This is a genomic window from Trujillonella endophytica (genome assembly GCF_900110555.1).
Classification (GTDB): domain Bacteria; phylum Actinomycetota; class Actinomycetes; order Mycobacteriales; family Geodermatophilaceae; genus Trujillonella; species Trujillonella endophytica.
Window position 1 is genome coordinate 74,089 of record NZ_FOEE01000002.1, and the last position, 18,568, is coordinate 92,656.

The 18,568-nt window shown below is 73.6% G+C and carries 15 protein-coding genes; 9 read left to right on the top strand and 6 right to left on the bottom strand.

The features are described from left to right. Positions 1-6: 6 nt before the first annotated feature. Positions 7-2,229 carry a catalase/peroxidase HPI gene (gene katG, locus BMY88_RS03330; RefSeq protein WP_211435467.1) on the top strand — a complete coding sequence of 741 codons (2,223 nt, stop codon included), beginning with the start codon at positions 7-9 and terminating at the stop codon, positions 2,227-2,229. Between the two features lie 88 nt (positions 2,230-2,317). On the opposite strand, the gene BMY88_RS03335 is transcribed toward katG, so the two are convergent. Then, complete coding sequence (locus BMY88_RS03335; protein WP_139220386.1) at positions 2,318-3,283, bottom strand: GGDEF domain-containing protein; 966 nt, start codon at positions 3,281-3,283, stop codon at positions 2,318-2,320. 287 nt (positions 3,284-3,570) lie between these two features. On the opposite strand from BMY88_RS03335, the gene BMY88_RS03340 reads away from it, so the two are divergent. The 6 genes from BMY88_RS03340 to BMY88_RS03365 all read left to right on the top strand — a co-directional run bounded on the left by BMY88_RS03340 (position 3,571) and on the right by BMY88_RS03365 (position 8,453). Beyond that, a complete protein-coding gene (locus BMY88_RS03340; protein WP_091940208.1) occupies positions 3,571-4,500 on the top strand; it encodes a LysR substrate-binding domain-containing protein in 930 nt (309 codons plus the stop codon). Further along, a complete protein-coding gene (locus tag BMY88_RS03345; RefSeq protein WP_091940210.1) occupies positions 4,497-5,600 on the top strand; it encodes a mandelate racemase/muconate lactonizing enzyme family protein in 1,104 nt (367 codons plus the stop codon). Before BMY88_RS03340 ends, BMY88_RS03345 begins: the two co-directional genes overlap by 4 nt. A gap of 40 nt (positions 5,601-5,640) precedes the next feature. Further along, the gene (gene catA, locus BMY88_RS03350) at positions 5,641-6,495 is read left to right on the top strand and encodes a catechol 1,2-dioxygenase (protein ID WP_091940212.1); all 855 of its coding nucleotides are present in this window, start codon (positions 5,641-5,643) and stop codon (positions 6,493-6,495) included. Further along, complete coding sequence (locus BMY88_RS03355; RefSeq protein WP_211435468.1) at positions 6,492-6,794, top strand: muconolactone Delta-isomerase family protein; 303 nt, start codon at positions 6,492-6,494, stop codon at positions 6,792-6,794. The genes catA and BMY88_RS03355 overlap by 4 nt, the downstream gene beginning before the upstream one ends. 153 nt (positions 6,795-6,947) lie before the next feature. Next, positions 6,948-7,748, top strand: coding sequence for a bestrophin-like domain (locus BMY88_RS03360; RefSeq protein ID WP_091940214.1), 801 nt, complete (start codon positions 6,948-6,950; stop codon positions 7,746-7,748). Positions 7,749-7,943: 195 nt separating this feature from the next. Continuing rightward, the gene (locus BMY88_RS03365; protein ID WP_244524425.1) at positions 7,944-8,453 is read left to right on the top strand and encodes a DUF6328 family protein; all 510 of its coding nucleotides are present in this window, start codon (positions 7,944-7,946) and stop codon (positions 8,451-8,453) included. 65 nt (positions 8,454-8,518) lie between these two features. Here BMY88_RS03365 and BMY88_RS03370 read toward each other — a convergent pair whose 3' ends face one another. After that, the gene (locus BMY88_RS03370) at positions 8,519-11,260 is read right to left on the bottom strand and encodes a cation-translocating P-type ATPase (protein ID WP_091940218.1); all 2,742 of its coding nucleotides are present in this window, start codon (positions 11,258-11,260) and stop codon (positions 8,519-8,521) included. A 161-nt stretch (positions 11,261-11,421) separates the two neighbouring features. Here BMY88_RS03370 and ppk2 point away from each other — a divergent pair, with 161 nt between their 5' ends. Next, positions 11,422-12,288 carry a polyphosphate kinase 2 gene (gene ppk2 / locus BMY88_RS03375; protein ID WP_091940221.1) on the top strand — a complete coding sequence of 289 codons (867 nt, stop codon included), beginning with the start codon at positions 11,422-11,424 and terminating at the stop codon, positions 12,286-12,288. Positions 12,289-12,350: 62 nt separating this feature from the next. On the opposite strand, the gene BMY88_RS03380 is transcribed toward ppk2, so the two are convergent. The 4 genes from BMY88_RS03380 to BMY88_RS03395 all read right to left on the bottom strand — a co-directional run bounded on the left by BMY88_RS03380 (position 12,351) and on the right by BMY88_RS03395 (position 16,392). Beyond that, complete coding sequence (locus BMY88_RS03380) at positions 12,351-12,590, bottom strand: hypothetical protein (RefSeq protein WP_091940223.1); 240 nt, start codon at positions 12,588-12,590, stop codon at positions 12,351-12,353. A gap of 17 nt (positions 12,591-12,607) precedes the next feature. Further along, entirely contained in the window at positions 12,608-13,735 is a 1,128-nt protein-coding gene (locus BMY88_RS03385; protein ID WP_091940225.1) for an inorganic phosphate transporter, read from the bottom strand. 290 nt (positions 13,736-14,025) lie between these two features. Then, complete coding sequence (locus BMY88_RS03390) at positions 14,026-14,706, bottom strand: CPBP family intramembrane glutamic endopeptidase (RefSeq protein WP_091940227.1); 681 nt, start codon at positions 14,704-14,706, stop codon at positions 14,026-14,028. A gap of 30 nt (positions 14,707-14,736) precedes the next feature. Continuing rightward, positions 14,737-16,392: an alpha/beta hydrolase gene (locus BMY88_RS03395; protein ID WP_244524426.1), complete on the bottom strand. Its 1,656-nt coding sequence runs from the start codon at positions 16,390-16,392 to the stop codon at positions 14,737-14,739. Between the two features lie 176 nt (positions 16,393-16,568). Here BMY88_RS03395 and BMY88_RS03400 point away from each other — a divergent pair, with 176 nt between their 5' ends. Then, positions 16,569-18,566 carry an alpha/beta-hydrolase family protein gene (locus BMY88_RS03400; RefSeq protein ID WP_091940231.1) on the top strand — a complete coding sequence of 666 codons (1,998 nt, stop codon included), beginning with the start codon at positions 16,569-16,571 and terminating at the stop codon, positions 18,564-18,566. The last annotated feature ends 2 nt before the right edge of the window (positions 18,567-18,568 follow it).

Consider the following 18,568-nt stretch of genomic DNA (forward strand, 5'->3'; position numbering starts at 1 on the left):
CAGACAGTGAGCACAGAGTCCGACAAGCTGCAGACGGCGAGCACCAGCGAGAGCGAGAACCCGGCGATCCCCGCGCCGGAGCAGGTGCCCAACCAGCGACCGCGGAGCAACCGGGACTGGTGGCCGAACCAGGTGGACCTGGGCGTGCTGAACAAGCCCGCGCGGGACTCCGACCCGCTCGGCGCGGACTTCGACTACAAGGCCGCGGTCGCCGCGCTGGACGTCGACGCCGTCAAGCGCGACCTCGTCGAGGTCATGCGCACCTCGCAGGACTGGTGGCCGGCGGACTGGGGCCACTACGGCCCGCTGTTCATCCGCATGTCGTGGCACGCGGCCGGCACCTACCGCATCGCCGACGGCCGCGGCGGCGGCGGCGAGGGCGGCCAGCGGTTCGCCCCGCTGAACAGCTGGCCGGACAACGCGAACCTGGACAAGGCCCGCCGGCTGCTGCTGCCGGTCAAGCAGAAGTACGGCCGCGCCCTGTCCTGGGCCGACCTCCTGCTGCTCGCCGGCAACGTCGCGCACGACGACATGGGCCTGAAGACCTTCGGGTTCGCCTTCGGCCGCGAGGACGTCTGGCAGCCCCACGAGGTCTTCTGGGGCCCGGAGGACACCTGGCTCGGCGACGAGCGCTACGGCGGGGACGACCCGCTGGACCTCGAGGCGGGCCCCCTCGCGGCGGTCACCATGGGCCTGATCTACGTCAACCCCGAGGGCCCGAAGGGCAGCGGCGACCCGATCGCGTCGGCGCACGACATCCGCGTCACCTTCAGCCGGATGGGGATGACCGACGAGGAGACCGTCGCGCTCGTCGCCGGCGGCCACACCTTCGGCAAGACCCACGGCGCGGGCAACCCCGAGCTCGTCGGGCCGGAGCCCGAGGCCTGCCCGGTGCACGGCAACGGCATCGGCTGGGTCAGCCAGTACGGCACCGGCAAGGGCGCCGACACGATCACCAGCGGCCTCGAGGGCGCCTGGACCCCGACGCCGACGCAGTGGGACAACTCCTACTTCGACACGCTGCTCGGCTACGACTGGGAGCTGACCACGAGCCCCGCGGGCGCCAAGCAGTGGCAGCCGACGAACCCCGAGGCGCAGGAGCTCGTCCCCGACGCGCACATCGCGGGCAAGAAGAACCCGCCGATCATGTCGACCGCCGACATGGCGCTGGTCAAGGACCCGGAGCTGCGGGCGATCTCGGAGCGCTTCCACCGCGACCCGGCGTACTTCGCCGACCAGTACGCCCGCGCCTGGTTCAAGCTGCTGCACCGCGACATGGGGCCCAAGACCCGCTACGTCGGCCCGGACGTGCCGGCCGAGGACCTCGCCTGGCAGGACCCGCTCCCGGCCGTGGACCACGAGCTCGTGGGCGAGGCGGAGATCGCCGACCTCAAGCAGCGGCTGCTCTCCTCCGGCGTGACGGTCTCCCAGCTGGTGCACACCGCCTGGTCCGCCGCCGCCTCCTACCGCGGCACGGACAAGCGCGGCGGCGCCAACGGCGCCCGGGTCCGCCTGGAGCCGCAGATCAACTGGGCGGCCAACCAGGGCGTGCAGGACGTGCTGCCGGTGCTGGAGCGGGTCAAGGGCGAGTTCGAGCAGCAGACCGGGAAGAAGGTCTCGCTGGCCGACCTGATCGTGCTCGGCGGCAGCGCGGCGGTGGAGAAGGCCGCGGCCGACGCCGGCGTGCAGGTCACCGTGCCCTTCCACCCCGGTCGCACGGACGCCTCGCAGGAGCAGACCGACGTCGACAACTTCCGCTGGCTGGAGACGCGGGCCGACGGCTTCCGCAACTGGATCGCGCCGGGCGGCAAGCTGGAGCCGGAGCGGCTGCTGGTCGACAAGGCCTACATGCTGGAGCTGACGCCCAAGGAGCTGACGCTGCTGGTCGGCGGCCTGCGGGTGCTGGGCGCCAACACCGGCGGGGTGCAGCACGGCGTCTTCACCGACCGGGTGGGCGTGCTCTCGCAGGACTTCTTCCGCAACCTGCTCGACCTGGGCACCTCGTGGCGCACCTCGGTCGCCACCGAGGGCGTCTACGAGGGGCTGGACGCCGGCGGCACCGTCGTGCGCACGGCCACCGCGGCGGACCTGGTGTTCAACTCGAACTCCATCCTGCGCGGCATCGTCGAGGTGTACGCGGCCGACGACGCGCAGGAGCTGTTCGTGCGGGACTTCGTCGACGCCTGGGTCAAGGTCATGGAGCTCGACCGGTTCGACCTGCACTACTGAGCGTCTCCACCAGTTGATCATCGGCGGGTGGTCGTCCACTCCAGCGTGGCGGTCGACCACCCGCCGATGATCAACGGCACGAAGCGCACTAGGGCGCGGGGACGCCGTCCGGCAACCGGAAGTCCGCGACCCGGCGGAGCTCGCCGGCCCGCTCGTCGTCGACGACCCACACCTGGTCCCGCCCCCCGGCCTTGGCGGCGTACATGGCCCGGTCGGCGGCCTGGACCGCGGAGTCCACGCTGAGATCGGGGTCGACCACCGCGATCCCGGCGCTGAAGGTGAGGCCCGGGTAGGCGGTCTCCAGCGAGCGGCGCAACCGCCGGGTGAGCGCCACCCCGCACCGCGGCTCGGAGGAGCACCGGAGGAGGACCAGCAGTTCCTCGCCGCCCGAGCGGGCCGCGCGGTCCCGGGTCCGGAGCTCGCCGGAGAGCAGGCGCCCGAAGGTCTCCAGGGCGCGGTCGCCCTCGGCGTGCCCGCGGGAGTCGTTGAGGCGCTTGAAGTCGTCCAGGTCGAAGACGATCAGGATGTCGCCGCCCTCGGCCGCGCCGAGGAACCGCTCCATGCCGCGCCGGTTGGCCAGCCCGGTCAGCGCGTCGGTCTCGTTCTGCACCCGCAGTTCCCGGAACAGGGCCTCGTGCCGGCGCCGCAGCAGGCCGAGCAGCTCCCCCAGGATCAGCCAGGCGCCGGCGAGGAAGACCGCCCGCACGAGCGCCGTGCCGCCCACCGCCGGCAGGGTCCCGAAGTAGGCGACGAGGGCCGGCGGGAGCAGGACGTAGCTCCCGCCGCGCGGCAGGAAGAGCCCGGCGTAGGCGAAGCAGAGGGCGAAGAAGCCCCCGAAGACGCCGGACACTCCGGGAACGGCCGTGGCCACGAGCGCCACCGAGGCCGTCGAGAAGACCGGGAACGCCAGCAGCGCCCAGGCACTCCAGCGCCGCCAGGGCAGCAGGAAGCTGAGCACGACGGCGACCGCGTGCGCCACCGCCGCGGCGGTCAGCAGGTCGGCGTCCACCCGGTCGACGCGGAGGACGGCGGCGGCCGACGCCGGCGTTCCCACGGACCCGAGCCAGATGAGCCGGCCCCACCCGACGGCGTCTCCGCCGCGCCACCACCAGCCGAAGCGAGAAGCCCACCGATCGGGACCGCGGGCCGGGAACCGGGACGACATACCAGGGAGATCGACGGGCGCTGTCGCCCGGTTGAGCGATCCCACCCCTTGGGGTGCCTCTGCGTCGATCCAGACCTCGTACGTCTGGATCGAGCGGAACTCCGTCTTTCCCTCCGCAAGGTCTGCGGTCCTACGGTGGCCGCGTTCCATCGGACCGGCGACGGGAGGGAGCAGCCGTGGAGCTCCGCCACCTGCAGTACTTCGTCGCCGTCGCCGAGACCCGGCACTTCGGGCAGGCCGCCGAACGGCTGCACATGGCCCAGTCGCCGCTCTCCCACGCGATCCGCCAGCTGGAGGCGAGCGTCGGCGCCGTGCTGTTCGAGCGCACGACCCGGCGGGTCGACCTCACCGCCGCCGGCGAGGCCTTCCTGCACGACGCGCGCCGCATCCTCGACGCCGTCGACGCCGCCCGCATGCGCGTCGACCTCGTGGGCAGCGGGCACGAGGGGCTGCTGCGGGTGGGCGCGACCGGCCTGGCCACCCTGCGGCACCTCCCCCGGCTCGCGCGGGTCGCCACCCGGGAGCTGCCCGGAGTCGTCCTCCAGTTCCACCCGGACCTGCTGACCCCCGACCAGGAGCTCGCGCTCGCCGAGGACCGGATCGACGTCGCCGTCCTGCGTCCTCCGCTGCGCCGGCAGGGCCTGGGCTCGCGGCTGATCAGCCGGGAGCGGCTGGTGCTGGCCGCCGACGCCGAGCACCCCCTGGCCGGCGCGGGCAGCGTGCCGCTCGCGGCGCTGCGCGACCAGGACTTCGTCCTGTACAGCCGGCCGGACTCGGTCGTGAACGCGGCCGTGACGCACGCCTGCCTTTCCGCGGGGTTCCTGCCGCGGCGGGCGCACGAGGCGGCGGAGGTGTCGATCGTGCTCACGCTGGTCGCCGCCGGCCTCGGCGTCGCCGTCCTGCCCGAGTCGGTGCAGGCGCTGTCCGTGGAGGGCGTCCGCTTCCTCCCGATCGAGGACGACGTCTCGGTCGACCTGGCGCTGGCCTGGCGGGCCGGGGACCCCTCCCCCGTGCTGCCCCGGCTGGTCGAGGCCCTCGAGGCCGACGGCTTCCTCGTCCCACCCACCCCGATGACGACGTCCACGCCCCCTGGAGAGCCCCGATGAAGATCACCCGGATCGAGGCGATCCCCTTCGCGATCCCGTACCGCAAGCCGCTGCGCTTCGCCAGCGGCCAGGTCACCGTCGCCGACCACGTGCTGGTGCGCGTGCACACCGACGACGGCGTGGTCGGCACCGCCGAGGCCCCGCCGCGGCCCTTCACCTACGGCGAGACGCAGGAGTCCATCGTCGCCGTCGTCGAGAAGCTGTTCGCGCCGGAGCTCGTGGGCCTGACGCTGCTGGAGCGGGAGACCGCCCACGCCCGGATGGAGCGCACCGTGGGCAACCCGACCGCGAAGGCCGCGGTGGACATGGCGGTGTGGGACGCGCTCGGCCGCACCCTGGACCTCCCCGTCACCGCGCTGCTGGGTGGGTTCACCGACCGGATGCGCGTGTGCCACATGGTCGGCTTCGCGCCCGACGCCGAGATGGTGGCCGAGGCCGAGCGGGTCCGGGACCGGTACGGCATCTCCACGTTCAAGGTGAAGGTCGGCCGGCGGCCGGTGCAGCTCGACGTCGGCGCCTGCCGGGCGCTGCGCGAGGCCCTCGGCCCGGATGTGGAGCTCTACGTCGACGGCAACCGCGGGTGGACGGCGTCGGAAGCCGCCCGGGCGATGGACGCGATGGCCGACCTGGGCCTCACCCTCGCCGAGGAGCTGTCCCCCGCCGACGACGTGCTCGGCCGGCGCTGGCTGACCGCCCGGACGACGGTGCCCACGGTGGCCGACGAGAGCGTGCCGACCCCCGGCGACGTCACCCGCGAGCTGCTCGGCGGCTCCGCGACCATGATCAGCATCAAGACGGCCCGCACCGGCTTCTCCACGTCGCAACGGATCCTCCACCAGTGCGAGGGCCTCGGCGTCGAGGTCGTTCTGGGCAACCAGATCGACGGCCAGGTCGGCACCGCGTGCGCCGTGGCCTTCGGCGCCGCCCACCGCTCGTCGTCCCGCCGGGCCGGGGAGCTCTCCAACTTCCTGGACATGAGCGACGACCTGCTCACCGAGCCGCTGGAGATCTCCGGCGGGGAGCTCGTCGTCCGTCCGGGACCGGGGATCGGCTTCGACGTCGACCCCGGGAAGCTCGCGCACTACCGCACCGACCGCTGACCTGCCCTCCCCCCGTCCCGCAACGCCGCAGGAGATCCCCATGAGCGCACCCACCGCCCCCAAACCGACCGCCGCCGGCTCCGGCCGCTCGGCCACCGAGCGCTTCGCCCGGAAGGAGCGCGCGGGTGCCACGGTCGACCAGGCCCGGGTGGACACCCTGGCGACCGCCGCCCTGACGGCACTGCACCAGGTCATCCGCGAGCACGGCGTCACCTACGCGGAGTACGACGCGCTCAAGGCGTGGCTGATCCGCGTCGGCGAGGACGGCGAGTGGCCGCTGTTCCTCGACGTCTGGGTGGAGCACGTGGTCGAGGAGGTCGCCAACACCGACCGCCAGGGCACCAAGGGCAGCATCGAGGGCCCGTACTACATCCCCGGGGCGCCTGAGTTCCGCACCGAGGCGACCCTGCCGATGCGGGACGACGAGAAGGGGACGCCGTTCGTCTTCCAGGGCACCGTGACCGACCTCGACGGCTCCCCCGTCGAGGACGCGACGGTCGAGCTCTGGCACGCCGACGACGACGGCTACTACTCGCAGTTCGCCCCCGGCATCCCCGAGTGGAACCTGCGGGGCACGATCCTGACCGGGCCCGACGGCCGGTTCGCCTTCTCCACGATGAAGCCCGCGCCCTACCAGATCCCGACCGACGGCTCCTGCGGGGCGCTCGTCGCCGCGGCCGGCTGGCACCCCTGGCGCCCGGCGCACCTGCACCTCAAGGTCTCCGCGCCCGGCCGGGCGCCCATCACCACGCAGCTGTACTTCGAGGGCGGCGAGTGGGTCGAGAACGACGTCGCCCAGGCGGTGAAGCCCGAGCTGATCCTCCGTCCGACCCCGGCCGCGTCGGGGACCGGCGAGGAGGTCACCTACGACTTCGCGCTGGACCCCGCGCAGTGACGCAGCTGTACGCGGTCCGCATGGACGTCGCGCTGCCGCCGGACATGGACCCGGCGGCGCGCGGGGACCTGCTCGCCCGGGAAAAGGCCTACTCGCAGGAGTGGCAGCGGTCGGGGCACTGGCGCCACATCTGGCGGTGCGTGGGCGAGTACGCCAACCTCAGCGTCTTCGCGGTCGAGTCCAACGAGGAGCTGCACTCGATCCTGTGGGGGCTGCCGCTGTTCCCCCACATGACGATGACCATCACGCCGCTGGCCGGTCACCCCTCCGACATCGCCCTGGCCGGCCCCGGGGCCTGAGCGGCCGGACCGCCGGCCGGCGAGCGATCGGCCCCCCGGACGGGCCGCGGCCGCTCGTCCGGGCCGGGTGATGCGCGCGGTGCGCCCGGCACGGCACGGTCGCCCCCACCATCGGCGGGGCACCGCCGTCCGGGCGTCCGGGAGGCGGCGGCCGTGCTGTTCTTCGGCCTGAGCACGTGGGTCCTCGCCCTCGTGCTGGCGGCCGTCATGGCCGCCTCGGTCGCGCTGGGGCTGGTGGTGGGGCGGCGGCTGGCGACGCGGTCGGTCGACCTGCGGGAGCCGCTCGGCGTCCTGCAGGGCGCCCTGATCGGCTTCATGGGGCTGATCCTGGCGTTCGGCCTGAGCCTCGCGGTCGGCCGCTACGAGAACCGGCGGACCGACGTCGTCGCCGAGGCCAACGCGATCGGGACGACGTACCTGCGCGCGCAGACCCTGGCCGAGCCGGTCCGGTCGCAGTCGCTGGACCTGCTGCGCGACTACGCCGACGAGAGCATCCGCATCGCCGACGAGCGGCCGGGCAGCGACGCCCAGCGCGACGCCGTCGACGACAGCCAGGAGCTGCAGCGCGCGCTGTGGGGCCTGGCCGGCCAGGCGCTCGACGCCGCGCCGGCGAACGTGGCGCCCCAGCTGTACATCGAGTCGCTCAACGAGATGTTCGACGCGCAGGCCGGCCGGGTGGCCGGGCTGGGCAACCGCGTGCCCTCGGCCGTCATCCTGCTCGAGGTCGTCGGTGCCGCCCTGGCCCTCGCGGTGCTCGCGCTGCACCTGGCCACCTTCGGGCGGGGCATCGCCACGGTGTCGGCCGCGGCGGCGCTGGTCACGCTGCTGCTGGTCGTCACCTTCGACCTGGACCGGCCCACCCGGGGCCTGATCCGCGTCCCGTCGACCCCGCTGGACGCGGTGGCCGCCACCATGGCCGAACCGCCCGCGGTGGAGGCCCCGCAGGGCCCCTGACGTCCGCCCCGTCCCGGAGCTGCCGCGGCGCGCGTTCCCCGACCCCATCCCGACGGGGTGATCCCCCACGTCGAGTGCGGCCCGACGATCGCGGCGGGCTGCCGGCGTCAGGGGTCGTGGATGGACACGCAGGAGACACCGTCCGGTCCCGACCGACCCCGGCCGGCCCGGCAGCGGTTCGGTCCCGCGGCAGCGATGCGGTCCGCGGAGCTGCGCGGCGAGACCGTCGATCAGGTGCTCGACCGCAACCTCGCCGAGCTGCTCCAGGAGCTGCGGGTCGCGTTCACCGGCGTGCAGATCATGTTCGCCTTCCTGCTCGGCCTCGCGTTCACCCAGCGGTTCGGCGACCTCGACGACTTCGGCGTCGCCGTCTACACGGTCGCCCTGATGACCACCGCGTTCGCGACCCTGGTGCTCCTCGCGCCGGTGTCGTTCCACCGCATCGTGTTCCGCCGGGGTCAGAAGGCCGCGCTGGTCGCGGTCGCCGACCGCATGCTCGCCGTCGGCCTGGCGATGCTCGTGCCGGCCATGGCCAGCGCGGTGCTGCTCATCCTCGACGTCGTCCTCGGTCGCTGGCCGGCGATCGTCGGCAGCGCCGCCACGACGCTGCTCGGGCTGCTGACCTGGTACGTGCTCCCGCTCAGCGTCCGCCGCTCCGGGCACGGCCGGCGCCCGCCGCACGACCGGCCACGCCACCATCGCTGAACGACTCCGCCGCCGGCGTCGAGCACCTGGTCCCGACCACCCGGCCTGCGTGACGGCAGCGCCGATCAGACCGTGTCCGTCGCACGATCGTCCGCGCGCAGACGCCGGGCGAGGAGCTTCCCGGCCTCCCAGAGCAGCAGGAGGACCACCGCCGGGAGCATCGCCCAGCCGAACTGGGCCATCGTGAGGGGGACGGTGTCCAGCAACCGGTTGAAGACGTCCATCTGGGTGACCAGCACGGCGAGCGCGAACTCGCCGAAGACCGCGCGGTTCATCACCCTGCTGTCGAACGTGGCCGTGGTGAACACCGTGCCGGTCTCGCTGCGGCACTCGAGCGCGGCCACGATCAGGCACAGCGCGAACGAGGAGAAGGCCATCGACACCCCGACGTCCAGGCTGTCGTAGTGCTCGACACCCAGCTGGATCAAGCCGAGCAGGGCGGCCGCGATCGCCAGGCCCGCGGGTCCCACGATGCAGGCCATGGTCCGGGTCAGCACCGACTCGCCGCGGGGCCGGGGCCGGGCCGACATCAACCCGGGACTCTCCGCGTCGAACCCCAGCGCGAACCCGAAGGCCGCGTTGACGAAGAAGTGGATCCAGAGCACCTGCGCGGGGTTGAACGGCTCGCCGTCGGCGATGTCGAACAGGCTGGCAGCGAGGAACGTCAGGACGAACACCACGAGCAGGATCAGGACGAACCGGATGTACTTCATCAGGTTGTCGAAGATCTTCCTGCCCTGACCGACGGCGAACACGATCGTGGCGAAGTCGTCGTCCGAGAGGATCATCCGGCCGGCGTTCTTCGCGACATCGGTGCCACTTCCCATCGCGATGCCGATGTCGGCGGCCTTGATCGCCGGCGCGTCGTTGACGCCGTCGCCCGTCATGGCCACGACGTCGCCCTTCGCCTTCAACGTCTCGACCAGGAGCACCTTGTGCTCGGGCGCGACGCGCCCGACGACGCCGAGGTCGTCGATGCGAGCCAGCCGCTCGGCCGCGGAGAGCGCTGCGAAGTCGGCGCCGAGCATGGCCGTGCCCGGGATCCCCAGCTGCCTGGCGATCGCGGCGCCGGTGAGCACGTCGTCGCCGGTGATCATCCGGACCCGGACGTGGGCGGCCTGGGCAGCGGCCACGGCCGCCCGGGACTCGGCCCGAGGCGGATCGACCATTCCGACCAGGCTGGTCAGCTCGAGGCCGCGAACGTAGCCGAGCAGGTCTCCCTCGGGGTCGAAGGCGGCCGGGTCGAGGTCGAGCCGGGCTGCCGCCATCACCCGCTGGCCCAGGTTCTCCATGCGTTCCATGTCGGCACGGGCGAGCCGTTCCCGGTCCGCGTCCCAGGGGATGCTGCGGCCGGTCGCCCGGGCCGTGGCCACCAGCGCCAGGACCGCCGGCGCCGCGCCCTTGACGAAACACCGGACGACCGCGCGGCCGGAGGCATCCGCATGCGGGACGAAGGTCGCCATGAGCTTGTAGGTCGGGTCGAACGGCAGCGTCGCGAGCCGCGGCGCAGCGTCCCGCATGGCGTCGATGTCCAGCCCGGCCTTGTGCGCCAGCACGAGGAGGGCTCCCTCGGTCGGGTCGCCGACGACGCTGCCGTCGACGAGCTGGGCGTCGCTCGCGAGGACGTACGGGACGATCGCCTCCGCGAAGCCGGTCGTGGTGCCGGCGACGTGGTGGACGCGGCCCTGCAGGCCGTAGCCGGTGCCCGAGACCGTGTACCGGTCGGTCGGGGTCACGACCTCGACCACGGTCATCTGGTTCATCGTCAGCGTGCCGGTCTTGTCCGAGTTGATGGCGGAGGTGAAGCCCAGGGTCTCCACCGCGGGCAGCTCCTTGACGATGGCGTTGCGCGCGGCCAGCTGGACGCTCCCGAGCGACAGGATCATCTGCGTCACGCTGGGCAGGGCCTCGGGTATCGCCGCGATCGCCAGGGCGATCGCGCTGACGAACAGCACGTCCCAGGCCTCACCGCGACTGCGGCCCATCACGAACATCACGAACATCGTCAGGGCGGCCGCTCCGACGATCCAGAGCGTCAACGTGTCGAGCTGCCGGGTGAGCAACGACTTCTCCCGCGCCGTCGCGGTCAGCATCGCCGAGATCTTCCCGAACTGCGTTCCCCCTCCCGTGGCGGTGACGACGACGACGCCGCTGCCGTGCGTGACGGGCGTGTTCATGAACGCCATGTCGGTCTGGTCCCCCGGCCCCAGCTCCACATCGGGCAGCGCGTCGGCGTCCTTGGCCGAGGGCGTGCTCTCCCCCGTCAGCGCGGATTCGTCGATCTGCAGCGCGCTGGCGGCGATGATCCGGCCGTCGGCGGGGACCTGGTCGCCGGCGGCGAGCAGGACGACGTCCCCGACGACCAGGTCCTCCGCCGGGATCTCGGCCTCGGATCCGTCCCGGCGCACCCGCGCGGTCGCCCTCATCATCGACTTCAGCGCGTTCATGGCGCTCTGCGCCTTGCCGGCCTGGCGCAACCCGATGACGGCGTTGAGAACGGTCAGCGCGAGGAGCAGGACGGTCGTTCCCCACTCCTGGACCGCGAGCGAGACGATCGCGGCGCCCACGAGGATGAGCTGCATGTAGCTGCGGTACTCCTCGAGGAACCGCCGCCAGCCGGGCCGCGGCTGCTCCTCGGGCAGTGCGTTGGCGCCGTCGTCGTGGAGCCGTCGGGCGGCCGTCTCGGCGGAGAGCCCGATCTCGGGATCGACGTCGAGCGCGGCGGCCACGTCCGCCGCCGGAATCGCGTACCACCGTCGCGGGGAAGCCGGCGTCCGAGCCGGCCGGGATCGCACCGTGGTCGTCATCGGCCGGACGGTAGGGACCCTCCGACGGGAGGGGCATCCCCCGCAGCGGATGACCCCGACGCCTCCCGGATCGCCGGACCACCCCGCGCGCGCGATGACCGGCGACCGGATGCCCGCCACTGTGGCCGGGACGGACCAGCCGACGACGGAGGCGAGACATCGTGTCGAAGAAGACGGAGAAGCGGGGCGCCGACCACGACCGGCGCGCCCACGACCCGGCCGCGAACGGCCACGGCTCCCCGCCGCAGGCCACCGGCAAGCTGCGCCGCAAGGCCTACGAGGCCGAACTGGCGAGGCTCCAGGGCGAGCTCGTCGCCCTGCAGGAGTGGGTCAAGGCGAGCGGCGCGAAGATCTGCCTGGTCTTCGAGGGCCGGGACACGGCGGGGAAGGGCGGCACGATCAAGCGGATCGTCGAGCGCGTGAGCCCCCGCGTCTTCCGGGTGGTGGCGCTGCCGACGCCGACCGCGCGGGAGCGGTCGCAGATGTACATGCAGCGCTACGTGCCGCACTTCCCGGCGGCGGGCGAGGTGACCGTCTTCGATCGGAGCTGGTACAACCGGGCCGGGGTCGAGAAGGTGATGGGCTTCTGCACCCCGGAGGAGACGGCGCGCTTCCTGCGACTGGTCCCGGGCTTCGAGCAGGCGATGGTCGACTCCGGGATCATCCTGCTGAAGTACTGGCTGGAGGTCGGTCCCGAGGAGCAGACCCGGCGACTCGAGAGCCGCATCGACGACCCGCGCAAGGTCTGGAAGCTCTCGGACCTGGACCTGACGTCCTACACCCGCTGGGACGACTACTCGCGAGCCCGCGACGACATGTTCGCGGCCTCCGACACGGCGTGGGCCCCGTGGTTCGTCGCCGCGACCGACAACAAGAAGCGTGGCCGGTTGAACGTCATCAGCCACCTGCTCAGCCAGATCCCCTACGACCCCCTGCCCGCGCGGGACGTCGTCCTTCCGGCGCGGCCCGAGACCGGGAGCTACCGGCGCCCGGCCGGCACGGCGCGGTCCATCCCGGAGCCCTTCTGACCACGGGGCCGCGCGGCCGCGGGGCCGCGGAGCCGCCGGGCCGCCGGGCCGCGGGGCCGGTCTCACGCGACGATCAGATAGAGGCCGTAGCCGACGATGAGCGCACCGGCGGCGACGCAGAGGACCGCGACCACGGTGCCGGCGCGGGCCCCGTCGCCGTGCCCGTCCTGGACGGTGGGGTCGCCCTGCTGCACGCGGGCGGAGAGCCCGACCAGCGCGGAGGAGACGAGCAGGACGACGGTCAGCGCCGCGGCGGCCGCCACGACCGCGACCTCGGTGAGCGTGGCCCAGTCGATGTGCATGGACGGCCTCCCGGTGCTCAGGCGACGAGGTCCGGGACCGGAGGCCGCGGGCCGTCGTTGACGTTGGCCGCGGTGACCGCGCTCCGCCGGGACACCCCGTAGATGCCCGCGGCGATGGCGACCCCGCTGAAGGCGACGACGATCACACCGGCGGTGCCGGTCGAGGCCAGCCACGATGCCGCCGCGCCCACGACCCCCGCCGACGGCAGGGTGAAGATCCAGGCCAGCGCGATCCGGCCCGCGATCCCCCAGCGCACCGACGCGAGATGGTGACCCGCCGCCGATCCGAGGATCGAGCCCGTGCACACCTGCGTGGTGGACAGCGGCAGTCCGAGGTGCGTCGAGGTCAGGATCACCGCTGCGCTGGTGGTCTCGGCGGTGAAGCCCTGGGCCGGCCGGAGGTCGCTCATCCGGCTGCCCAGGGTGCGGATGATCCGCCAGCCACCCATGTACGTGCCCAGGCCGATCGCCAACCCGGCCGAGGCGACGACCCACAGCGGCGGTCCCGAGCCGGCCGGCAGGGTGCCGGCGGTGATCAGGGTCAACGTGATCACACCCATGGTCTTCTGGGCGTCGTTCGTCCCGTGCGCCAGGGCCACCATCGAGGCCGACACCGTCTGCGCGAGCTTGAATCCCCGGGCGACGACGCCCGGGGCCGCCCGCGCGGTGAGCCGGAACGCCAGGTAGGTCGCCGTCATCGCGATGAGGGCGGCGACCAGCGGCGAGAGCACGGCCGGGAGGACGACCTTGTTCACCACCGTGGTGAAGTCGATCGCGCCGGCCCCTGCCGCCACCCACGTCGCGCCGATCAGGCCGCCGAACAGCGCGTGCGACGAGCTGGACGGCAGTCCGAGGAGCCAGGTGAACAGGTTCCACACGATGGCCCCCACCAGTCCGGCGAAGATCACCACGGGATCCACCCGGGTCTCGTCGACCAGCCCGCCGGAGATCGTCTGCGCGACCTGGATCGACAGGAACGCCCCCACCACGTTGAGGAGACCGGCCAGCGCCACGGCGGTCCTGGGCCGCAGGGCGCCGGTCGCGATCGACGTCGCCATCGCGTTCGCGGTGTCGTGGAATCCATTCGTGAAGTCGAAGACCAACGCCGTCAGCACGACGACGACGACGATCAGCGATACGTCCATGGACCGCTGCCTCCGATCGGCCGACGGGAACCTGGCCGATGGCTCCGCTCGGGGACGGCGCACCCGGCCTCCGGGACCCCTTCCGCGAGAACCGGCGCTGCGCGCCCGTCGACGGCCGGAATGGACGACCCGGCGCGGGGGGAGGGAGCCGGAGACAGGATCATCGGCTGCTCCCCCCTGCCGTCCCGGCGGCAGCTGTCCAGCGGTGGCGCCGGGTACTGCCGGGTCGTGAGGGGATGGTCGGGCCCCGCCCGTGCCGGTGCATCACCCGTGCGGGACGAGCGCGGGGATCAGGCGTCCTCCCCTGACAGGCGCCAGGCCAGCAGGCCGAACAGGACGCCGAGGGCGTTGGTGGCCCAGTGCGCCCCCGCGCTCGCGACGACGCTGCCGCTGCGCCGGCGCAGCTCGCCGAACACGAGACCGCCGATCGTCGTCAGCGCCACCGTCCCGAGCACGACCAGCGGGCCGCCCCCGCTGCGGACGGCCGGGATGACGTGCCAGAGCCCGAAGAGCACCGAGGTGCCGGCCAGCACCTGCCAGGGTCGGCAGTGCCTGGACAGCACCCCCCACAGGACCGACCGGAACGCGATCTCCTCGAGGACCACCGTGCCGAACGCGATCTTCACGAAGGCGGTGTGCAGCGCGTCGGGTGCCGGGAGGTGGTACTCGGCATCCTGGAACGCCGGCCGCGTTAGAGGCAGCAGCACGGCGACCAGGTAGACGCCCGCGACCGCGGCGATCGCCCCCGCTGCCCACCGGGCACCCGATCCGAGCCGGTCCCGGCCCAGGCCCAGTCGTGACCAGCTCAGTCCCACGAGCCGGCCCGCAGCGAGCAGCCCGGCACCCTGGAGCGCACGGACCCACCAGGGCGGATGCAGGCCGTGGTCGGTCGCGTTGATGACGACCAGCGCGACCACGACGGCGCCGGACACCGCGCGGTACCGCGTGCGCCGGGCGGCGGAGATCGTCACTGCAGACCCCCTCCCGGCCTCGTCCCCGTCTCAGCCTCCGCCGATGATCGGACGCAGCCGCTCGGTGTCGGCGTCCGTCCATCCGGGCGGCTGCGCGACCGCGGCCCACCCGTCGACGTAGTCGGCCTCGTACCTGTGCCCGTGGCCGTCGGGGGCGTCCACGGCGAACACCAGATCGGCGGTGACCTGCCAGAACGTCACGACCGGAAGCCACACCATGCCCGGTGAGACGTCCGGCCCGCGCTCGCCCCGCAGCCAGTCGGGGTGGCCCAGGACGAGGTTCGGCGACCACCACACGATCGGGTCGGAGGCGTTCTGCAGGTAGACGACGCGCGGCCCGTCCCAGTCGCCCCCCGGGTCCCCCAGGTCGCCGGGCTCGTCGGCGAACCGGACGGTCCGTCCCTCCTCGTAGACGGGCAGCCACTCGGGCGTGCCCTCGTCGCGGCCCCCGACGACGTCCCGCCACATCTCGTTGAAGTTCGGCGGACCCGCCCAGAGGACGCCGCTGGTGCGGTTGACGATGTCCGCCAGGCCGCTGAAGGCCGCCTCGCCGCCGAACGTGCCCAGGCTCTCGCCGAACACGTACAGCCGGGGCCGCGACTCCGGCGGGAGCTGCGCCCAGACCCCGTAGACCGCGTCGAACAGCGCCCGGCCGGCGTCCCGCGCCTCGGCCTGGTCCACCAGGAACGACAGCCAGCTGGGCAGGTAGGAGTACTGCATCGCCACCATTGCGGTGTCGCCGTTGAACTCGTACTCCAGCGAGTCGCTCGCCGCGGGGTCCACCCAGCCGGTCCCCGTCGTCGTCACCACCACGAGCACCGACCGCTCGAAGCCGCCGGCCCGCTGGAGGTCGCGCACGGCCAGGTCGGCGCGGTCGCCGGCGTCCCCTCCCGAGGCCAGCCCGACGTAGGCGCGCACCGGCTCCAGCGCGGGCCGCCCGGAGAACGCGCTCAGCTCCTCCGGCGTCGGGCCCTTGCCGACGAAGTTGCGGCCCTGCAGGCCGAGGTCTTCCCAGCGCACCAGGGACTGCGGGCTCCCCGACCGCTCGGGAGCCACCGGCTCCACCGCGCCCTCCTCCGTGCCTCCGTCCCTGATGCTGAACGCGGAGTTGGCCGCCGCCACCAGCCCCTGGAAGAGCACGCCGTTGATCAGGAAGAGCACGAGCACGCCGGCCGCGAGCACCCCGAGCGGCCGGGCGACCCGCCGCGGCAGGAACCGGCCGAGGAACCGGACGAGCGCGCGGCCGAGCCACCGGACGCCGCGGCCGGCGGCGACGAGGAGGGCGAACAGGAGGACGGCGACGACCACGGTGCCGGCCGGACTCCAGTCCCCCGGCGGCTCCTGGCCCATCAACTCGTGGATCTCCCGCTGCCACCGCGCGCCCAGGGCCAGCATGACGACGACGCAGACCGGCCCGACGACGGCCAGTCCCTGCCACGCCCGGCGGCGGACGACGGCCGACATCCGCCCCTCGGTCAGCTCGGCCACGAACCAGGCGACGGTCACGCCGACGCCGTAGCCCATCGCGGCGGTGATCCCGGCGATCAGGCCCTGGATGAGCCAGCCCCGCGGCAGCAGGGACGGGGTCAGGGCGCTGCAGCCGAACAGGAGGGCGCCGACCGTGCCGCTCCACGTGTACCGCGGCAGCCACCGTCGGCGCGGTCGCGCCTCCCGGGGCTCGGCCACGGGCGGCTCCGGATCCTCGGGCGCGAGCACGTCCGTACCGCCACGCGGGGGCCTGGCCGGTCGCGCCGTCATGCGGTCCTCCGCTCGTCGGCGAGCCACGCTAGGGGTCGGCGGCGGGCCCGGACTCCTACGGGAAGGATGAGCCGCCGCGGACCGCCGGACGCCACCCTCCCGGCATGACACCTCGCGATCGACGAGCGGGACGACGGGCGGAACGACGCGACACCGGCCGGCCGGCCGCGGCGGCCGCGGCAGGCGACGTCGGCCTGGTCGCCGCCGCCGCGATGGCGCCGGGGACGTTCGCGCCGTCGCTGTCCCCGCGGAGCACCCTCGACCAGGGCCTGGTGACCGGGCTGGCCACGGGCCTGCACTACCTGCTCTCGGTGGGCACGCAGGACGTGCTCGAGGGGCTGGCGCGGCTGCTCGCCCGCGGGGAGTCGTCCGCGCCGTCCCGCAACGCGGCCGTCATCGGGGTCGACTGCGCGGCCGTCCCCCTCGGGCTCGCGGTGCTGCAGGCCCTCCCTCCGCGCGCCGACGACCCGCTCCGGGGAGCCGTCCGCCAGGCCGCCTGGCGGGCGGGCGCCACGGGCCTGTCCGGTGCCCTGCTCGGGGCGGCACGGCTCGGCACGCGCGCCCTCGACGACCGGATGCACCTCGGCGGCCGGCTCGCGGCCGTTCCGCTGGCCGTTCCCGTCGGGCTCGCCGCGAGCTATGTCGGGGACCGACTGCGCACGCGCGGGGACGCCGGGCCGTGGGGCCGCGCCGGCGTCCCGTCGGCGCTGTCGTCGCTCGCCGTCGCGCTGGGCATCGTGGCCGGCTCCTCCGGTGCCGCCTACGGCGAGCGCGTCCTCACCGATCTCGCCGTTCGCGGCCTGACCGCTGCGCTGCCCGGCCCGCCGGAACTGTGGCGACCGGCCGCGCACGCGGGCCTCCTGGCCGGGCTCGGGCTCGGCGCCTCGTCGGTGTGGCACCGGGCGATGCACCGGATCGAGGCCAGGACGTCGGTCGACGTGCCGGTCATCGAGCCGGACGAGGCACAGCGGTGGCTGCCGACGACGGTGAGCGGCGGTCCGGGCAGCCTCGTCTCCTGGGCGGGCATGGGGCGCGACGGCCGCCTGCACTCCCTCGCCACCGTCCGTCCGCGGCCCCTCCCGACCCGTCCGGAAGGCGTGCCGGACCTGTCGATCGAGACCGTCATGGGAACGCCCGCGGTGGCGGCGCCCGTCCAGGTCTACGTCGGGCTGGACAACGCGCCCTCCCCCCGGGAACGGGTCGATCTCGCGATCGCCGAACTGGAGCGGACCGGCGCGTTCGACCGGTCGCTGCTGGTCCTCGTCTCCCCGACCGGCACCGGCTACGTCAACTACGTCGCCGTCGCCGCGATGCAGTACCTCGCGCTCGGTGACGTCGCCACCGTGGCCCTGCAGTACTCCCGGCGCCCCTCCCCCCTGTCGCTCGGGATGGTGCGCACGGCCCGCGAGCAGAACCGGTTGCTGTGGTTGCGGGTCCTCCGACGCCTGCAGGAACGCGAGGGACGCCGTCCGCGCGTCGTGCTGTTCGGCGAGAGCCTCGGGGCGCACACCAGCCAGGACGTCTTCCTGCACTGGGGGACGCTCGGGCCGGACGCCATGGGGATCGACCGCGCGCTGTGGATCGGGACGCCGTACGGCAGCGGCTGGATGCGCCAGGTCACCCGGGGTGACCGCCTCGACGTCGACCGGCGGGCCGTGGCCGTCGTCAACGACCACGCCCAGTACACCGCCGTGACGAAGGAGCGCGGCTCACCGCCGCGCTTCGTGCTGCTGAGCCATGACAACGACGGGGTGACGAAGTTCGGTCCCGACCTGCTGTGGTACCCGCCGGACTGGTTGGGTCCCTCCCGGCCCCGGCCGGAGGAGGTCGCCGGCGGAAGTCCCCGTGGCATCCCCCCCGGCATGCGGTGGCGGCCGCTGACGACGTTCTTCCAGAGCCTGGTCGACATGAAGAACGCACAGACGTCCGGGCCGTTCGGCGCGTGGCAGCACGACTACCGGGCGGACCTGCCCCGGTTCCTGGCCGACGTGTTCGGGCTGCCCGTGACGCCCGCGCAACTCCGCGGCATCGAGGAGACCCTGCGGCTGCGCGAGACCGTGCGTGAGCGGATGTTCGCCGTCGTCCCCGGCGCCGTCGGCTGAGC

What these genes read in the sequence shown, in the direction of transcription:
- BMY88_RS03380 (WP_091940223.1), bottom strand. Translation starts at nt 12,590, where the DNA reads ATGCACATCGACTGGGCCACGCTCACCGAGGTCGCGGTCGTGGCGGCC.
- BMY88_RS03400 (WP_091940231.1), top strand. Translation starts at nt 16,569, where the DNA reads ATGACACCTCGCGATCGACGAGCGGGACGACGGGCGGAACGACGCGAC.
- catA (WP_091940212.1), top strand. Translation starts at nt 5,641, where the DNA reads ATGAGCGCACCCACCGCCCCCAAACCGACCGCCGCCGGCTCCGGCCGC.
- BMY88_RS03370 (WP_091940218.1), bottom strand. Translation starts at nt 11,260, where the DNA reads ATGACGACCACGGTGCGATCCCGGCCGGCTCGGACGCCGGCTTCCCCG.
- BMY88_RS03365 (WP_244524425.1), top strand. Translation starts at nt 7,944, where the DNA reads ATGCGGTCCGCGGAGCTGCGCGGCGAGACCGTCGATCAGGTGCTCGAC.
- BMY88_RS03345 (WP_091940210.1), top strand. Translation starts at nt 4,497, where the DNA reads ATGAAGATCACCCGGATCGAGGCGATCCCCTTCGCGATCCCGTACCGC.
- BMY88_RS03385 (WP_091940225.1), bottom strand. Translation starts at nt 13,735, where the DNA reads ATGGACGTATCGCTGATCGTCGTCGTCGTCGTGCTGACGGCGTTGGTC.